Below are 17,638 nucleotides of genomic sequence, written 5' to 3'. Positions count from 1 at the left end.
GCAGCCAGGAACGGCTTGGGATCTTTCTCTGATCAAGGTTCAACCATGCACCGCAGGAATCTCCTCAAAGCCTCCATGGCCCTGGCGGCCTATACCGGCCTCTCGGCCAGCGGCCTGCTGGCCGCCCGCGCCTGGGCCGGCGCCGCTGATGGCCAGGCCCAGGCGTTCGATTTCGAGCAGCTCAAGGCCCAGGCCAAGCAACTTGCCGCCAGCCAGTACGTGGACACCAAGCAGGTGTTGCCGCCCACCCTGGCGAAGATGACCCCGCAGAACTTCAACGCCATCCAGTACGACAGCAAGCACTCGCTGTGGAACGAGTTGAACGGGCAGTTGGACGTGCAGTTCTTCCACGTCGGGATGGGCTTCAAGCAGCCGGTGCGCATGCACAGTGTCGACCCCAAGACCCGCCAGGCGCGGGAGGTGCACTTCCGTCCGCCACTGTTCAACTACCAGAACACCAGCGTCGACACCGCCCAGCTCAAGGGCGACCTGGGCTTTGCCGGGTTCAAGCTGTTCAAGGCCCCGGAACTGGACAAGCACGACGTGGTGTCCTTCCTGGGTGCCAGCTACTTCCGCGCAGTGGACGCCACCGGCCAGTACGGCCTCTCGGCCCGTGGCCTGGCCATCGACACCTACGCCAAACGCCGCGAGGAATTCCCCGACTTCACCCAGTTCTGGTTCGAGACCCCGGACAAGGACAGCACCCGCTTCGTGGTCTACGCCCTGCTGGACTCGCCGAGCGCCACCGGTGCCTACCGTTTCGACATCGACTGCCAGGCCGAACGCGTGGTGATGGACGTCGACGCCCACATCAACGCCCGCACCGCCATCGAACAACTGGGTATCGCACCGATGACCAGCATGTTCAGCTGCGGCACCCATGAACGGCGCATGTGCGACACCATCCACCCACAGATCCACGACTCCGACCGCCTGGCCATGTGGCGCGGCAATGGCGAGTGGATCTGCCGCCCGCTGAACAACCCGGCGACCCTGCAATTCAACGCCTTCGCCGACACCAACCCGAAAGGCTTCGGCCTGGTGCAGACCGACCACGAGTTCGCCAGCTACCAGGACACCGTGGACTGGTACAGCCGCCGCCCGAGCCTGTGGGTCGAGCCCACCACTGCCTGGGGCGAAGGCAGCATCGACCTGCTGGAAATCCCCACCACCGGCGAAACCCTGGACAACATCGTGGCCTTCTGGACCCCGAAAAAACCGGTGGCCGCCGGGGACTCGCTGAACTACGGCTACAAACTCTACTGGAGCGCCCTGCCGCCCGTGGGCACGCCCCTGGCGCGAGTACACGCCACCCGCTCCGGCATGGGCGGTTTCGTCGAAGGCTGGGCCCCGGGCGAGCATTACCCGGAAGTCTGGGCGCGGCGCTTTGCCGTGGACTTCACCGGCGGCGGCCTGGATCGCCTGCCAGCGGGCACTGGCATCGAGCCGGTGGTCACCGCGTCTAACGGCGAGGTCAAGGACTTCAATGTACTGGTGCTGGACGAGATCAAGGGCTATCGCATCACCTTCGACTGGTTCCCCACCAACGACAGCGTCGAACCGGTGGAACTGCGGCTGTTCATCCGCACCAACGACCGTACCCTGAGCGAGACCTGGCTGTACCAGTACTTCCCGCCGGCGCCGGACAAACGCAAATACCCGTGACCCGCTGCCAGCCCCGGCCCGCCCTACGGGCCTCTTCGCCGGCAAGCCGGCTCCTACAGATCGCACCGCCTCCGTAGGAGCTGGCTTGCCAGCGAAGGCAGCCTGAAGCCAGGCACAAAAAAACGGCCCACACGGGCCGTTTTTTACATCGGCAAAAGCCTAATCGCGCAAATCCGACTCATGAATCGGCTGGTCCCTGTGGGTCGCCCGCTGGTACTGCGCCGGCCAGATCGCCTTGCGCCCGCCCAGGTCGTCATCGGCATGCAGCGGCCAGTAAGGATCACGCAACAGCTCACGGGCCAGGAAGATGATGTCCGCCTGACAGGTACGCAAAATATGCTCCGCCTGGGCCGGTTCGGTGATCATCCCCACGGTCCCGGTGGCAATCCCCGACTCCTTGCGCACTCGCTCGGCAAAGCGCGTCTGATAACCCGGCCCGGTGGGAATCTCGGCATTGGCCGCGGTGCCTCCGGACGACACATCGATCAAATCCACCCCCAGGTCCTTGAGGCGCCGCGCCAACTCCACGGTCTCGTCCGGGTTCCAGCCATCTTCCACCCAATCGGTGGCCGACACCCGCACGAACAGCGGCAGCTCCTCGGGCCACACCCCGCGCACCGCTTCGGTCACCTGCAGCACCAGGCGAATGCGGTTCTCGAACGAACCGCCGTATTGGTCCTGGCGCTGGTTGCTCAGGGGCGAGAGGAACTGATGCAGCAGGTAGCCATGGGCAGCATGCACTTCCACCACCTTGAAACCGGCCTCCAGGGCGCGTTTGGCGGCCGCGACGAAGGCCTGGATGACTTCGCCGATCTGCCCTTCATCGAGCTGGGTCGGCGGTGTGTGCTGCGGGTCGAAGGCAATCCGCGAGGGCCCCACCGGCACCCAGCCGCCGTCCTCGGGCTTGACGCTGCCGGACTTGCCGAGCCAGGGCCGATGAGTACTGGCCTTGCGCCCGGCATGGGCCAGCTGGATACCCGCCACCGCGCCCTGGGCGGTGATGAAACGGGTGATGCGCTGCAAGGGTTCGATCTGCGCGTCGTTCCACAGGCCCAGGTCCTGGGCGGTGATCCGGCCTTCGGCGGTGACCGCCGTGGCCTCGGTGAAGATCAACCCGGCGCCGCCGACGGCGCGGCTGCCCAGGTGCACCAGGTGCCAGTCGTTGGCCAACCCGTCCACCGACGAGTACTGGCACATGGGCGACACGGCGATGCGGTTGAGAAGGGTCAGTTGACGCAGGGTATAGGGTTCAAGCAGCAGACTCATGGGGCACCTCTCGGTCAATGGTCAGGCTCCAGGGTTCTGTTTGAACGGTCGACGAGTGACTGCGAAATGAAGCGCCCGCCCCCGCGGGTAGAAGAATGACAAAAGGTCACAAGGCCAATCAGACAGTGCTTAGAGACTAGTCGACAACACTGTCGCCGGCAGGGTTCCTGATGCGTGCCCGGGCAAAAAAGGCGCTGCTCCCCTTGTAGCCGCTGCCGCAGGCTGCGATCGGCTGCGTAGCAGACGTGGGGCTTCAAAGGCCCTCAGAGGTCGGCGCAAGATTGCCGGCAAGGCCCTGCAGGCCTTTTCGCAGCCTCGCCACAGGCTCGGCAGCGGCTACAGGGGTTGCCAGCAGAGGCGGGGGAAGGTGGTGAGGACGCACAAGGCAAGGCCCGGCGCCCTTTCGCAGGTCAGCGCGGTTCGATGTGGGCGATCATCAACTGCACGGTTTCCTGGCCACGGAACTCGTTGAGGTCGAGCTTGTAGGCCAGCTCCACCCAGCGGATGGTCGGGTTGGGCCAGACTTCGCGGTCGATGCCGAAGGCAATGCCGTCCAGCTTCAGTGAGCCGCATTCGCTGCGCAGCACCACTTTCAGGTGGCGTTCGCCAACGATGCGCTGCTCCACCAGTTCGAACACGCCATGGAACATCGGCTCGGGGAAATGCTGGCCCCAGGGCCCGGCATGGCGCAGGGCGCGGGCCAGTTCCAGGTGGAACTCTTCCACGGCCAGGGTGCCGTCCGACAGCAGGCGCCCGGTGAGGTCTTCTTCGCGCAGCTGGCGCCGCACTTCTTCGTCGAAGGCCTCGGCAAAGGCCGGGAAGTTCTGTTCCGGCAGCGACAGCCCGGCGGCCATGGCGTGGCCGCCGAACTTGCTGATCAGTTGCGGATGGCGCGCGGCCACGGCGTCCAGGGCGTCGCGGATATGAAAGCCCGGCACCGAACGCGCCGAGCCCTTGAGCATGCCGTCACCGGCATCGGCAAAGGCGATGGTCGGCCGGTGGTAACGCTCTTTCAGGCGCGAGGCGAGAATCCCGATCACCCCCTGGTGCCAGTCGGCGTCGAACAGGCACAGGCCGAACGGCATCGACTCCACCGGCAGTTCCTTGAGCTGGGCCAACGCTTCGCGCTGCATGCCCTGCTCGATGGATTTGCGGTCCTGGTTCAGCTCGTCGAGCTGGGCGGCCATGGCCCGGGCCGCCGAGACGTCGTCGCTGAGCAGGCACTCGATGCCCAGGCTCATGTCGTCCAGGCGCCCGGCGGCGTTGAGCCGCGGGCCGAGGATAAAGCCCAGGTCGGTGGAGGTGATGCGCGAATGATCGCGCTTGGCCACTTCGAGAATCGCCTTGAGCCCCGGCCGGGCGCGACCGGCGCGAATCCGCTCCAGGCCCTGGTGCACCAGGATGCGGTTGTTGGCGTCCAGGGGCACCACGTCCGCCACGCTGCCCAGGGCCACCAGGTCCAGCAGCTCGCCGATGTTCGGCTGCGGCCGGGTTTCATAGCGTCCCAGGCTGCGCAGGCGCGCGCGCAGGGCCATCAGCACATAGAAGATCACCCCGACCCCGGCCAGGGCCTTGCTGGGGAATTCGCAGCCCGGCTGGTTGGGGTTGACGATGGCGTCCGCCGCCGGCAGTTCATGGCCGGGCAAGTGGTGGTCGGTGACCAGCACTTGCAAGCCTGCAGCCTTGGCCGCGGCCACGCCTTCGACGCTGGAGATGCCGTTGTCCACGGTAATCAGCAGTTGCGGCTCGCGCTGCAGGGCCACGGCGACGATTTCCGGGGTCAGGCCGTAGCCGTATTCGAAGCGGTTGGGCACCAGGTAATCGACATGGGCCGCGCCCAGCAGGCGCAGGCCCAGCACGCCCACGGTGCTGGCGGTGGCGCCGTCGGCATCGAAGTCGCCGACGATAAGGATGCGTTGGCGCTGGTCCAGGGCGGTCACCAGCAAGTCCACCGCGGCATCGATACCCTTGAGCTGCTGATACGGGATCAGCCGCGCCAGGCTCTTGTCCAGCTCCTCCACCGACTGCACGCCCCGGGCGGCGTAGAGGCGGGTCAGCAGTGGCGGCAGGTCGCCGAGAAAGGGCAGGACGGCGGGCAACTCACGGGGTTCGATACGCATGGGCTAACAGCAACTTCTCTTGGGGGACGGTGGGTCGTTCAGGAGCGGCGCGGGCAATCAGCCGCGATCGCCCAGCAGCCATTCCAGCTGCACTTCGTGCTGGCCGCGATCGTCGGTGACGAAGATCGTGCCTTCGCTGATCATCACGTCCCACTTGATGACCCGCGGCATGTCCTTGGCCAGGGTCTCAAGGACCTCCTGGGGCACGCCGGCGATGTTGAGGTTCTTCAGGTTCTTCACCGCGTCCACCACCCGGGTCTGCCAGACCCGCAGGCTGCCGTAGGCCAGCAGGCTGGTGCGCTCGGTACGGCGCGAGCACCAGGTCAGGCGATCGGCGTCCGGCTGGCCGACTTCGATCCAGTGCAGCACGCGGTCGTCCAGGCTCTTTTCCCACAGGGCCGGCTCATCCACTTCCGACAGACCACGACCAAACGACAGCTGCTCGTTGTACCAGAAGGCGTAGGCCAGCAGGCGCACGGTCATGCGTTCCTCGGTTTCCGAAGGGTGACGGGCGATGGTCTGCTTGACGCTTTCGTAGACCCCGCGGTCGAGGTCGGTCAGGTTCAGTTCGAATTTGTAGGTGGTGGACGGCTGGGCCATGTGCGGGCTTCTTGAGTGTGCGAAAAGGCGGCAAGTCTAACCCGAAACCTGCCGCCCTGCCCGACCGCTGACCGGCCGGAGGCCCTTGCGCTGAAATCCGCAGAAATGCATTGCCTCGGTAAAGTTGGTTGCCAGCCTGCCACCAGGGTTTTATAACCCCCGCGCGAATCGGCCGGCGCGCACCGCGCCAACGCCGCAGTTCAATAGAAAAGGACGTCCATGACTCTCTTTGTCACCCTGCTTGTCATCGTGCTGCTGTTCATCGCGCTGATTTTGTATGCCCGCCAGAAAACCGCCGATCGCAACGAGAGCCTGGAGCTGACCGGCAACCTCACCGCCCAGATCAACCAGACCCTGCTGCTGAGCAAGGCCGAACCGCTGCTGGCGCTGAAACTGGCAGAGCAACTGCCCGGCGAAGCCCGGGAACTGGCCTCGCAGCTGGTGGCCAGCGAGCTCTACCTGGCGGGCCACAAGGCCCAGGCCCGGGAGCTGTACCAGCAACTGCCGCCCCACGCCCGGGACTACGTACTCAATACCCTGATCGAAACGCTGCTCGACACCGACGATAACCAAGCCTGCCTGGAACTCCTGGAGAACTGGGGGGAATCCCTGCCCAGCTGGCCGCTGCTGCAAGTGCGTATCCTCCAGGCCCGTGGCGAACAGGAGCGGGCCCTGGCCGTGCTCGGCGAACTGAGCGACCCGCGCCAAGCGGCCGCCCATGAGCGCCAGAGCATCGGCAACCTGCTGACCCTGGCGCGCCTGCAGCATCAGGCCGGGATGCAGGACGCGGCGCTGGTCAGCGTCGAGCAGGCATGGTCGGTGTTCGAGGGGCCCGAGGAGGGCCATCGCCAGTCGATTCTGCGCCAACTGTTCGAGGCCAGCGCGACCCTGGGCCAGTTCGACTCGATCCTCACCCGCGCCGCGTCGCTACCGGCCGAAGAGCAGGCCCAGGCGGTCGCCGCCCTGATCAAGGCCGGTCAACTGGACTCTGCCCTCAGCCTGCTGGCCCCCATCAGCGACGATCTCTACTCCACTACGCACAGCGAACTGATGGACCTGGCCCTGGCCCTGCCGCCCATCGACAACGCCCTGCGCCTGTTGGAGAAGGCCCCCGACCTGCATCGCTACAGCCTGCTGCTGAGCCTGCTGAACCACATGGCGACACAAGGCCAGACCGCAGAAGCCGAAGCATTGCTGCCGACGCTGGAAACTGAGCCGAGCCAGCATCCGGGGCTGATGCTCAGTCTCTGTGAACAGCACCACGCCACGCAGCCGCAATGGGCCGAGGCACTGCTGGCCAAGGCGCTGCAACAGATCGACGGTTACAAGCATGACCATGAGTTCTGGAGCGGCATGCGCATCCAGGCGCTGCGAACCCAACTCCAGCTGCAAAGCCGACTGCCGGCCCATCGTCGGGACAGCTGGCTGGTACGCAGCAGCCTTGAGGAATTGCACAGGCTGCATCAGCAGGAGGAAGGCGAACAGCAATTGCTGTGCATTCGCGAGCAGACCAAGCTGCTGCACGACCTGGGGCAGACGGCCCAGGCCAGGACCCTGCTGGAGCAGGCCCTGGCGTTGCTGGACAGCGACAGCCTGCCGGAGGTCGATGAGATGGACAAAACCTTCTACCTGGAGGACATCGCCAGCGCCTACCTGAGCATCGACGAAGCACAGCAGGCCCAGGCCCTGCAGGATCGATTGCACAGCCTGGAGGCCGGCAGTCGCGACCTGGAAGAGGACCTGCTGCTCAATCACATCGAGCACCAGCGCTACGCCCAGGCCATCGAGGCCCTGAACCTGAGCGTCCTGCTCAGCGACAAGAAACCTCTGTCACGCCTGTATCAGGCCCTGGAAGAGCTGCACCAGCGCGCCCCCGAGCGCGCCGCCGAACTTCAGCAACAACTGATGGAGCGGTTCAGCAGCGGGCAGGCCTGGCGCGCCTCTCAGGCGAACTGACCCAGCGGCCTTTGGCGCCCCCCAACGGGGTGCTATTGGCGTCCAAGGGCTTGACCATCGGCTCCAGCCGTTTCAATGCCGGCAGCAGATTGCCGCGGTCCGCCAGGCTCAGTTCTCGCCCCCAAGGAAAACCGAATCATGGAAGTGTTTCTCATCCTGCTGCTCATCACCGGCGTGATCTCGCTGCTGGTGGTCTACGCCCACAAGGGCAGCAGCAATGACCAGGGCAGCAGCCTGGGCATCAACCTGGACGAGGAGGCGCAGATTTATCGCGCGGCGTACCTGAGCGCCGTCGAACCGCAGGTGGCCCTGCAACTGGCCCAGCGCCTGACGGGCAAAGCCCGGCAACAGGGGCTGCTGCCGATGCCCGCCGCGCTGTACCGGCAAGGCAACCAGGCCCAGGCCCTGGAAATCCTGGCCGAGCTCGATGAAACCTGCCAGCCCATGGCGCTGTACCGACTGCTCGAAACCCTGCTCGACAAGGACGGCCCGCAGGCGGTGCTGAGCCTGTTGGAACGCCTGCATCAGCCCCTGCCATCAGCCCCCCTGCTGCGCATCCCGCTGTTGGTGGCCCGCGGTGAGCTTGAGCAGGCCCGCGCCTTGCTGGTGACCTTCGGTGTCGAGCAGTTGAACCAGGGCTGTGCCAGTGAGCACCGAAAGTTGGCAACCCTGCAACGCAATGTGGGCCTGGCCGAGCAAGCCGCCATCAGCATCGGCCTGGCCTGGCAACTGCTGCTCAAACAACCGGCCGACGAACTGGACCCGTATGAAGTGGAACAGACCCTGCGCGAGTACCGTGCCCAGGGGCAGGACGTGCAGTTCCCGGCCATGGCCGCGCAATTGCCCGCGTCGGCCCAGATCATCGTCGTGGTCTTGCTGATACAAGCCGGGGAATTCGACGCCGGGTTCGAACTGCTGGCGCAGAACCCCGAGCCCGAGGACTACTGCGGCTACCCACCGCTGCTCAAGCTGATCCTGGACGCCAGCCGTCCGGATCTGGCGGCATCGCTGATCGCCCAGGTGCCGGTGAGACACGCCAGCGAGATGCTGCTGAGCCTGTTGCACTGGCATGTCGCGCGCCATGAGCTGGCCGAGGCCGAGGCGGCCTTGCAGGCCTGCGCGGTCGCGCCCTCGCAGCGTCTGTGGTGCCTGCTCTCTCTGTGGCGCACCTACTTCGAGGAACACCCGCATTGGTGCGCCCACCTGCTGGAGCAGGCCCTGCTGACACTGGAGACCTGGCGTGGCGCTGAGCAATGGCCGTGGCATCGCCTGCTGATCGTGGAAACCCAGTTGTGGGTGCAGGCAGCCCTGGCGCCCGAGCGGCGCGACAGCGAACTGATCCGCAACGGTCTTGAGGAAGTGGCGCTCCTCAACACCCAGCTCGAATACGCCGATCGCCCGGTGAAACAGGCAGCACAGGCCAAATTACTGCACGACCTGGAACAGACCCGGCCAGCCATCGAACTGCTGGACCAGACTGTGCAAGCGCTCGACGACGAAGCTCAGAATGCGGCGATGGACCCGGCGGAAAAAAACTACCACCTGGCACAGCTGGCATTGGTCTACCTCTACATCGACGAGCAGGCAAAGGCCGCCGAGCTCAAGAGCCGCCTGGAACAGCACGTTTCCTATACCAGCCAGTTGAGCCACGCCACGCTGCTGAACCATATCCGTCAGCAACGTTTCGAAGAAGCCATTGCCGGCCTGGAACTGGGCAGCCTGTTTAACAGCGAAAACCCGCTGCAGCAGTTGCACCTGGCCCTGGAAACCCTGAGCCAGAGCGCCCCGGAACAGGCCCATAGGTTGCGCCAGAAACTCCTCGACAGGCTGGCCGACGACAGCCTCTGGAGTCAGCCGAGCGCTGCCTGAGGCCGGGTGCTGGCCCGCCGCGACACGCCTTAACGCGGCGCGTAGCGGGCCCAGAGTTCGTTGAACTCCTTGAGGTAACTGGCCACCAGTTGCGGGTGGTCGATCACCAGCAGGTTTTCCTCATTGCCGGTGGTGGCGCTGCGGGTCCAGTTGAAGCTGCCATTGAGCAGGGTTCGGCCATCGAACACGGCGAACTTGTGATGCATGTGGAACGGCGTGTCGTCGATCCGCACCGGCACCCCGGCCTCGCGCAGCGCGGCGATATCGCTGCCGACATCGAATTGCTTTTCACTGTCGCTGATCACCCGCACGGCCACGCCGCGCTGGTGGCAGGCGCGGATTTCGTCGCTCAGTTGATCGTCGGAAATGGTGAACACGCAGATATCCACCGAGACTCGCGCCTGGCGGCACAGGTCGCGGATCTTGCGCCGGCAGTCTTCACCGGGGCTGAAGTGGGCGCTGGCCATGTCGCGCACCGGGGCGCTGTGGGTGTCCAGGGTCTTGATCACCTGCTCCAGCCATTTCAGCGCCGGCAGCACATTGGCGCTGTCCGCCAGCGCCAGCTCGCGCACCAGGTCAAAGGCCCGGTTGCGCAGGTAGCGCACCTGGTCGCTGCCCAGTTCGCTGCCCAGTTGGCGCAGTTCGTCCCGTTCTTCGTTGCTCAGTTTCAGGTCCAGCAGGCTGTCGCGCAGTTGCCGGTCCAGGTGGGCAAAATCCATGTCGTGATCCTTGGCTGTTCGCCGGCAAGCCGGCGCCTACGGTTGGGGGTCCTTGAGGGTCGGCACATCACCGTGGCTGAGCATGCGGCTCAATTCGTCCACCCGCGTGGCGATGTCGCCAATGCGCTGGTGGCTGTGCAGGTCGACGTCGATCTTCTTGTGCATGACCTTGAGCAGCGGCAGGAAACTCTGCTCCAGGTGCTCGGAGAGGTTTTCCAGCACTTCACGCATGCCCTGCTGTTCCGCCGGCCGGGCCAGGCCGCGCACGCCTTCCACCAGATCGTTGAGCTGGGCCACGACCCGGGTGCCGACATCGCTGTCGCTGCCGCCCATGGAGCGGTTGCGCACGAAGTCGCGCTTGATCTGGGCCCAGCGTTCACTCTGTTCCGGGGTCTGGTTGCCCCGCAGCTCGGCGAGCTTGAGCAGGTTTTCCTCGGCGCCGGTGGTCAGCAGTTGGGATTCGCCCTGATAGTGGTCGGCCAAGAGTTGCAGGAGCTCGGCGTCGTTCATCACCGCCGAGATCTTCTCCGCCATCTTGTTCATGTTGCGGTAGCTGCCCTGCAGCTTGAACGGCGGCTCGCTGCGGTACTGGTCGGCCTGGGCGGCGCTGGCGATGTACTGCTGGTTGACCCGCAGCACCACGTCGCGCACCTGCATCAGGCGTTGCAGGGTGGTGGTGATCTCGTTGATCTCGGCACCGCTGTAGCTGTGGCTCAGCTCGTTGCTGGAGAAGGCCTTGCCCTCGGCCTTGGCGACGAAGCGGTAGACGTCCGCCATGTCGCGGGTGGCCAGTGGCGCCAGCACCGGGTTGGAGGTGAGGCCGTTTTCGATGTAGCTCAGGGCGAAGGCGTCCTGCATGCCCCCCAGGGTGTCGCCGAGGTTATAGATGTCGGCCCGGTTGGCCAGCATGTCGGGGATCTTGAACACTTCGCCGGACTCGGTATACGGGTTGCCCGACATCACCACGCAGAACTTCTTGCCGCGCATGTCGTAGGTCTTGGTGCGGCCTTTCCACACGCCTTCGATGCGCCGGGTGCCGTCGCACAGCGAGATGAACTTCTGCAGGAATTCCGGGTGGGTGTGCTGGATGTCGTCGACATAGAGCATCACGTTGTTGCCCATCTCCAGGGCCAGGTTGAGCTTCTCCAGTTCCTGGCGCGAAGTGGCGTCCGGCGCCTGGGCCGGGTCCAGGGAACGGACCTGGTGCCCCAGGGCCGGGCCGTTGATCTTCATGAAGATCAGGCCCAGGCGGTGCGCCACGTACTCCATCAGGGTGGTCTTGCCGTAGCCCGGTGGCGAAATCAGCATCAACAGGCCCATCAGGTCGGTGCGCTTGTTCTCGCCCACGGTGCCCATCTGCTTGGCCAGGTTGTCGCCGATAAAGCCCAGGTACACATCGTTGATCAGCTTGTTGCGCACGAACGAGCTCAGCGGCCGCGGCTTGAATTCGCTCAGGCGCAGGGCCGAGCGTTCGCGGCTGATGATGCCCTGGCGCAGGCTCTGGTAACGCTGCAGGCCAGGCAGGAATTGTTCGCGGTGAGCCCGCAGGCGAGCGAAGAAGCCGTCCACGGTGAGGGACAGGCTGCGCTCCTGGATGCGCGGGTGCTCGCCCATCAGGTTGTCGACCTTGAACCGCAGATCGACTTCGGTGATGCGCTTGGCAAAGTCTTCCCGCAGCAGCGACAGGGCCACCGCCTCGGGCACGTAGTCGGCCCACTCGGCGAACTCGCCCTCGGCGCACAGGGCCGAGAGCCAGTTCTCGGTCAGCGCCCACTGTGCAGCAGGCCGTTCCACCAGCCGCGCCAGGGCCTGCTGGTAGTCGTCCCACATCCGTGCGCCCTGCAGACGCAGGGTCAGGGCTTCCTGCAGCTGCTTGGCGTATTTGCTGAAGGTGAATTCGATGCGTTCTGCGGCCAGTTCCTGAACCAGGTACTCGGCAGCCTCGGGCAACAGCTCCGCGGCCAAGGTGAAGGCGTGCTGCTGATGCCAGTCACCCAGCGCCACGAGGATTTCCTCCTGCAATTGCAGCAAGCCTTCACGACGCCCGAACAGTTGCTGGATATGCCGGCTGGTACGGGCACGTTCCACCCATTGCCGAGGTTGCGGCTGTTCCTGCTGGCGATCCCAGTAGAGGCAGGCAAAGGCACGGGCCGCCGCGCCGAAACGCAGCAGGCCGGCGCTGTCGCGCAGGGGCAGCAGCTGCAGGAGGATCGCTGCGGCGTCGTGGTCGTGGATGCCCTTCTCGTAGCCTTCCTTGTAGCGCGGCGCGGCAAAGTCGCGGATCACCCGCGCCAGTTCTTCAGGGTGCGCCAGCAAGGGTTTCAGGCTTTCCAGGCTCAGGCCTTCCTGGCCGCGGTCGGCAGCGTCCAGCACCTGCCCGGCCAGGTATTCGGCGCGGTACAACTGGGCCGATTCCGACTCCAGGGCTACCTGCCAGAAGTCCCGCAGGGCCTCCAGATCGGGGTCGCGCAGGGGTTCGAGGAAATCCGTGCCGGTGAGGTGCAGGTGCAGCTCATCGCCCCGGGGCATCAGGGTCAGGTCCAGCTCCTGGGTGTTGACGCTGAAGCGGTGGCGCGGCCCCAGCTTGATGACGTTGCCGCCCTCTTCGAACAGCTCGGTCTTGTCGCGCAGGGCACGCACGGCCTGGTCCCGGGCGCCCTTGAGGCGCGACTCGACATCGTCGGCCTTGACGCTGTCCTTGAGCTCGCGCAGGCGCTCGGCCAGCTCCCGCAGCTTGAGGATCAGCGGGTCGGCGGCGAAGAACGCATTGAGCTCTTCGGCCTGGGTGAACTTGGCGGTGCGCCGACCGAGGCTGTCGAGAATCCGCCGCGCGGCATCCAGCAGCCCCTGGGCCTTGCGCTGGCGCTCGTCGAGCAGCGATTGCTTGTGGGCCTCGAAGGTTTCCAGCAACTCCTCGCGCTTGCCGAGGATGTCGCCGAGGAACTGTTCGTGATCGCCAAAGCGACTCTCCAGCTCCTCAAGCTGCACCAGCAAGCGCGACAGTTGCTCATCGCAACGCTCGGGGTCCTGGGCCTGGGCCAGGGCGTTGGTGATGCCCTGGCTGAAGAGTTTGAACTGGGCGCCGAACTGGGCCACGGTCTCGGTCGAACCCAGGGCCTTGCGCCGTTGTTCGGCGCGGGCCTTGGCCTGGTTCAGGCGGGCGTAGATCTGCGAGATGGATTCGATGATCCGGGTGCGCTGGGTGGCGTCGTCGATCTGCAACGAAGCCATCAGGCTCGACAGCATGTCCAGGTCCCCGGCCATGGCTTGCAGGGCGCCCAGGGGCTCGCTGAGCTGGGCCACGGTTTCGGCTTTCTGCGCCTGGGCGTCCAGGGTTTCGAGCTGGGTGACGAAGGGTTGCAGGGCCTGCTCGCTGGCAAGGAAGGTCGCGGTGCCGGCGGCAGTGCGTTCCTGGGCCTTGAGCAGCTCGGCTTCCATGGCGTCGATGCGCGCCACGTCGATGTAGCGGTAGTCGCGAATGGTCAGCAGCAGGCCGCGCTGGGTGGTGATGCCGTTCAGCGCATCGACGAAGCTCTGGACCTGGTCCCAGCTGTCCACCAGCAGGCTGTCCAGCAGGGCTTTCTGCTTGGCCTCCGCGGCCACCATGGCCTGGTCCGACTGGCGGCGGATGCTTTCGACCTTCTCGTATTCGTCCAGCACCAACTCCGACGTGGACGCCACTTCCCGCAGCAGCGGGGCCAGGCCGTCCAGCTCGTCGCTGCCCAGCCAGTGGTACACATCGAACAGCCGACGGGTGTTCTGGCACAGCAGCGAATAGCGCTGCACCGACACCGCCGGGGTGTCGATCTCGCGGCACAGGTCGTAGAGGTCGGAAACGCTGCGCACCAGTTCGGCGTTGCCGATGCGCCCGAGGAAACCGCTGCGGGTCGGCTGCCGCGCGGCGTACTCCTCGGTGAAGAACGGTGTCTGCCAGACCTGCATCGGATGCACCCGGGTCGGCTCGTCGCCCTCGGCGGCGAAGATCACCATGCGCCCGTCTTCCAGCCGCGCGTAGCCGTGGCCGAACAGCGGGTTCTGCAACTGGCGGTTGATCATGTTGTAGGTCAGCAGCACCGAGCGGCCCTGCTCCGGGTGGTAGAAGATGTACTGCACATCTTCACCGTTGGGCGAGCGCACAGAGCGCTTGTAGCGCATGCCCTCCATGGACTGCTCGAAAGTCTTGTACTCGCCGCTTTGCAGGTAGTAGCCGCCGGGGAAGATGATCCCGTGGTCTTCCGGCAACTGCACACAGGCCAGGCCGATGGCGTCGATGCGCTCCACCTGGCGGGTCAGGCTGTTGAACACCAGATAGCGCCACTGCTCTTCGCGGTACGGCAGGACCTTGAGCAGGATCAGGCTGCCCAGGCGGGCGAATTCGATCTGCGAGTCGTCCAGGGACTGGGTCTTGTCCAGCACCTCTTCGCGATAGATGCCCAGGCCCGATTCGGTGTTGTTCTCGACCTTGATGGTCAGGTCGCCGCCGATGGTTTCGACGAACACCGTGTCGAGAATGTTCAGGTGCGGGAAGCGGCCTTCGACCACCATCTCGCGGGTGGCCTTCTTCCATTCGAAATCGAAGGGCGCCGGCAGGGCGATATCCCGCTCGCCACGGTTGTCGATGTAACGGACGTCCCGTCCGTCCACCGAGATCGACCAGCGGAACACCCGCACATCGGTGACGCGCTCGCCGATCTGGAAACTCGCCAGCAGCTTGCCGTCACGGATCGCCAGTTGCAGCAGGCGGGTGTTCTTGTAATAGGTGTAGAGCTCGTTGAAATCGTTGAGGAAGCCCTGGGCAGAAAGGAAACTGCCTTCCAGGGGCACGGGCTCGGCTTCGTAGCCTTCGCCCTCTTCCACCAGCCGGTAAAGGGAAAACACGTCGGCGACGCTGGTTTCCTTCTTCAGGCCGATAAACACGTTGTAGCCGAACAACAGGCAGTCGCCGACCTGGACGATGTCCCGGGCGATGCAGTTGTTCTCGGTACGGATGCGCACCCGCCCGACCACTTCCATGCGGCTGTTGCCGAACTCGTCGAGACGCCGCTGGTTGAGGTCGTCAGTGGTGGCCCGCAGGCGCTGGCCCTGGTCCAGCAGGCGCTTGTGCAGCACCTCATAGGCGCCGCCTTCGGCGACGGCCTTATCCAATACGTCCTGTGGGGGAGTTGCGACTTGAGCGTCCGACATCGTGGCCTTCCTGGATCTACGGCGGTATGCAAAAAAGCGGGCTCCTCAAACCTGGAGCCCAGCACCTGAAACCAGCCAGCTGAAACCCGCCGCCTGACACCTGCCCTGCAGCCGTCGATAAAAACGACGGCTACAGGATCAGGCGAGGGCTGGCGAATCAGCTGTGGTCAGGCATTTCAGGCTTCGGCAGACGGAGCGTCGGCCTTGCGCGTAACGGCAGCGGCGGCCAGCTCAGCGGCTACGGCCGGAGCGCCCTTGCCATTGAGCAGGCGTGCCAGCACGTCCTGGACCACCGGGCTCTTGCCCACCACGCCCTCGATGGCCTTGCCCACCGACAGCGACTTGGCGAAGGAATTGAAGAAGTCGCCTTCGCCGCCGACGATCTCGATCTTGGCCTTGCTGAGGGCAGCCGACAGCACTTCGGCCTGGTCCTTGGCGATTTCCTTGTTGGCGGCGATGGCGGCCATCGCTTCCTCGAAGTTCTTCTCCAGTTGCATGCGGAACTCTTCGTGGGACCGCGCGCTGTCGCTGAGGGAGTCCAGGGCACCGAACTTCTTGCCCAGGCCTTCGGCTTCGGCGTTCAGGCGCTGCAGCAGCACTTCGGCTTCGGCCGAACCCAGGTCCTTGGTGGCCTTGGCCTTGGCCGCGCCCAACTGTTCTTCGCCACGGGCCTGGGCACCGAGCTTCTCTTCCATGACCTTGGCTTCAGCCAGGCCGTCCTTCTCTTTGGCGGCCGCCTGGGCTTCCATGATGCGGGCGTCGGCCAGGCCTTTTTCCTGCTCGCCACGGGCTTCGGCAATCAGCTGCTCGGTGCGTACGCGAGCCTGGGCCAGGCCTTCTTTTTCCTGGGCCGCTGCGGTGATTTCCAGCACGCGGGCATCAGCCAGGCCAGGCGCGGCGCGCTCGGCTTCCAGGCCTTCGGCCAGGCGTTTCTTGGCTTCGGCCTGTTTGGCCGCGGCTTCCAGTTCGGCCTGGGCCAGGTTGTTGATTTCCACGGCCTTGTGCTTGGAGCGGGTCTCGTCGGCTTCGGCCTGCTTCACCTGGCGCACCAGGTCCTGCTCGGCTTCGGCCTGGGCCTGGATCACCACCACTTGCTTGGCGCGCTCGGCTTCGGAGACTTCGCGCACTTCCTTGATCCGCTCTTCCTCCTGGGCCACGGTCTTCTCCACCGCTACCCGCTCACGGATCACGGTGGCGATGTTCTTGCGCTGCTCTTCCAGAGCCTTTTCTTTCTCGATGCGTTGCAGTTCCACTTCACGCTCGCGGGCCACCACTTCCAGGTCCTTGGCGCGGGTGACTTTCTCGACTTCGATGACCACCGCACGCTGACGGTTCTGCTGGGCCACTTCGACTTCGCGCTGATGGTTCTCGGTGCGTACGTCGATTTCCTGCTGGGACTGAATGCGTGCCTGTTCGGCCTTCAGGCGCTCTTCTTCCTTGACCTTGGCGGTCTCGGCTTCCTCGCGGGCACGGATGGTTTCGATCTCGCGCTTCTGCCGGGCTTCGGCGTCGGCCTGCTGGCGTTCGAGGGACAGCGAGGCTTCGCGGGTCTCGACGTTCTTCTTCTGGATCGCCAGTTCCTGGTTGCGCTCCAGTTCGTTGGTGATGACGTTCTGCGCCGCGGTCAGCTCGGTGATCTTGCGGATACCCTCGGCGTCGAGAATGTTGCTCGGGTCCAGGGAGTGCTTGGCGGTCTGCTCCAGGTAGTCGATGGCCACGTCTTCCAGCACATAGCCGTTGAGGTCGTTGCCGATGATCTCGATGATGCGGTCGCGGAAGTCCTGGCGGTTCTCGAACAGCTGGACGAAATCGAACTGCTTGCCCACGGTTTTCAGCGCTTCGGAGAACTTGGCGTTGAACAGTTCGTTGACCGCGGCGCGGTCGGAGGCACGGTCGACACCGATGGCCTTGGCCACCTTGAGCACGTCTTCTTGGGTTTCATTGACCCGCAGGTAGAAGGCCACGGTGATGTCGGCGCGCATGTTGTCGCGGCAGATCAGCCCGTCCTTGGCCCGACGGTCGACTTCCAGGGTGATCAGCGAGATGCGCATGAACTCCTTGAGGTGGATCACCGGGTACACCAGGGCACCGGTGAAATGCACCTTGGGGGTCGAGGACATGTCGTTGACGATCAACGCCGTGCCTTGGGGAACCTTGATATAGAAGGCCTTGAACAGGGCCAACAGGCCGAAGACCACCAGGACGACGAGGCCGATCCCGAGCAGGATGGGCAGCAGCGACGGTAAATTCATGCAATCA

9 protein-coding genes are annotated in these 17,638 nt (G+C 65.0%); 3 read left to right on the top strand and 6 right to left on the bottom strand.

Going from position 1 to position 17,638, the window contains the following annotated elements:
- Window positions 1–45 precede the first annotated feature (45 nt).
- Window positions 46–1,665, top strand: coding sequence for a glucan biosynthesis protein D (locus A9971_RS08030; protein ID WP_183001376.1), 1,620 nt, complete (start codon window positions 46–48; stop codon window positions 1,663–1,665).
- Window positions 1,666–1,824: 159 nt separating this feature from the next.
- On the opposite strand, the gene A9971_RS08025 is transcribed toward A9971_RS08030, so the two are convergent.
- The 3 genes from A9971_RS08025 to A9971_RS08015 form a co-directional block, all read right to left on the bottom strand.
- The gene (locus tag A9971_RS08025; RefSeq protein ID WP_174394816.1) at window positions 1,825–2,931 is read right to left on the bottom strand and encodes an NADH:flavin oxidoreductase/NADH oxidase; all 1,107 of its coding nucleotides are present in this window, start codon (window positions 2,929–2,931) and stop codon (window positions 1,825–1,827) included.
- Between the two features lie 410 nt (window positions 2,932–3,341).
- A complete protein-coding gene (gene recJ / locus A9971_RS08020; protein WP_060842575.1) occupies window positions 3,342–5,051 on the bottom strand; it encodes a single-stranded-DNA-specific exonuclease RecJ in 1,710 nt (569 codons plus the stop codon).
- A 57-nt stretch (window positions 5,052–5,108) separates the two neighbouring features.
- On the bottom strand, window positions 5,109–5,651 hold the full coding sequence (locus A9971_RS08015; protein ID WP_183001375.1) for a YaeQ family protein: 543 nt from the start codon (window positions 5,649–5,651) through the stop codon (window positions 5,109–5,111).
- 219 nt (window positions 5,652–5,870) lie between these two features.
- Between A9971_RS08015 and A9971_RS08010 the strand changes: the two genes are divergently transcribed.
- Window positions 5,871–7,607: a hypothetical protein gene (locus tag A9971_RS08010; RefSeq protein WP_183001374.1), complete on the top strand. Its 1,737-nt coding sequence runs from the start codon at window positions 5,871–5,873 to the stop codon at window positions 7,605–7,607.
- Between the two features lie 138 nt (window positions 7,608–7,745).
- Window positions 7,746–9,476, top strand: a complete 1,731-nt coding sequence (locus A9971_RS08005; RefSeq protein WP_183001373.1) for a hypothetical protein — start codon at window positions 7,746–7,748, stop codon at window positions 9,474–9,476.
- A gap of 29 nt (window positions 9,477–9,505) precedes the next feature.
- Here the strand turns inward: A9971_RS08005 and A9971_RS08000 are convergent, their stop codons facing one another.
- From A9971_RS08000 to A9971_RS07990, 3 genes are all read right to left on the bottom strand, one after another.
- The gene (locus A9971_RS08000; protein WP_060842572.1) at window positions 9,506–10,195 is read right to left on the bottom strand and encodes a phospholipase D-like domain-containing protein; all 690 of its coding nucleotides are present in this window, start codon (window positions 10,193–10,195) and stop codon (window positions 9,506–9,508) included.
- Between the two features lie 36 nt (window positions 10,196–10,231).
- Window positions 10,232–15,379 (bottom strand): DNA repair ATPase, encoded by a 5,148-nt coding sequence (locus tag A9971_RS07995; protein ID WP_183001372.1) that lies wholly within the window; start codon window positions 15,377–15,379, stop codon window positions 10,232–10,234.
- 176 nt (window positions 15,380–15,555) lie between these two features.
- Window positions 15,556–17,631: a flotillin family protein gene (locus A9971_RS07990; RefSeq protein ID WP_011059462.1), complete on the bottom strand. Its 2,076-nt coding sequence runs from the start codon at window positions 17,629–17,631 to the stop codon at window positions 15,556–15,558.
- Window positions 17,632–17,638 lie beyond the last annotated feature (7 nt).

Source organism: Pseudomonas sp. UME65, assembly GCF_014170225.1.
Classification (GTDB): Bacteria; Pseudomonadota; Gammaproteobacteria; order Pseudomonadales; family Pseudomonadaceae; genus Aquipseudomonas; species Aquipseudomonas protegens.
Note: the sequence above shows the minus strand (reverse complement) of the source record. Positions and strands in the feature narration are given on the sequence as shown.

Bases quoted from the DNA above. Each gene is read 5' to 3' on its own strand.
- A9971_RS08010 (WP_183001374.1), top strand. From the start codon at position 5,871: ATGACTCTCTTTGTCACCCTGCTTGTCATCGTGCTGCTGTTCATCGCG.
- A9971_RS08005 (WP_183001373.1), top strand. From the start codon at position 7,746: ATGGAAGTGTTTCTCATCCTGCTGCTCATCACCGGCGTGATCTCGCTG.
- A9971_RS08025 (WP_174394816.1), bottom strand. From the start codon at position 2,931: ATGAGTCTGCTGCTTGAACCCTATACCCTGCGTCAACTGACCCTTCTC.
- A9971_RS08030 (WP_183001376.1), top strand. From the start codon at position 46: ATGCACCGCAGGAATCTCCTCAAAGCCTCCATGGCCCTGGCGGCCTAT.
- recJ (WP_060842575.1), bottom strand. From the start codon at position 5,051: ATGCGTATCGAACCCCGTGAGTTGCCCGCCGTCCTGCCCTTTCTCGGC.
- A9971_RS07995 (WP_183001372.1), bottom strand. From the start codon at position 15,379: ATGTCGGACGCTCAAGTCGCAACTCCCCCACAGGACGTATTGGATAAG.
- A9971_RS08000 (WP_060842572.1), bottom strand. From the start codon at position 10,195: ATGGATTTTGCCCACCTGGACCGGCAACTGCGCGACAGCCTGCTGGAC.
- A9971_RS07990 (WP_011059462.1), bottom strand. From the start codon at position 17,631: ATGAATTTACCGTCGCTGCTGCCCATCCTGCTCGGGATCGGCCTCGTC.
- A9971_RS08015 (WP_183001375.1), bottom strand. From the start codon at position 5,651: ATGGCCCAGCCGTCCACCACCTACAAATTCGAACTGAACCTGACCGAC.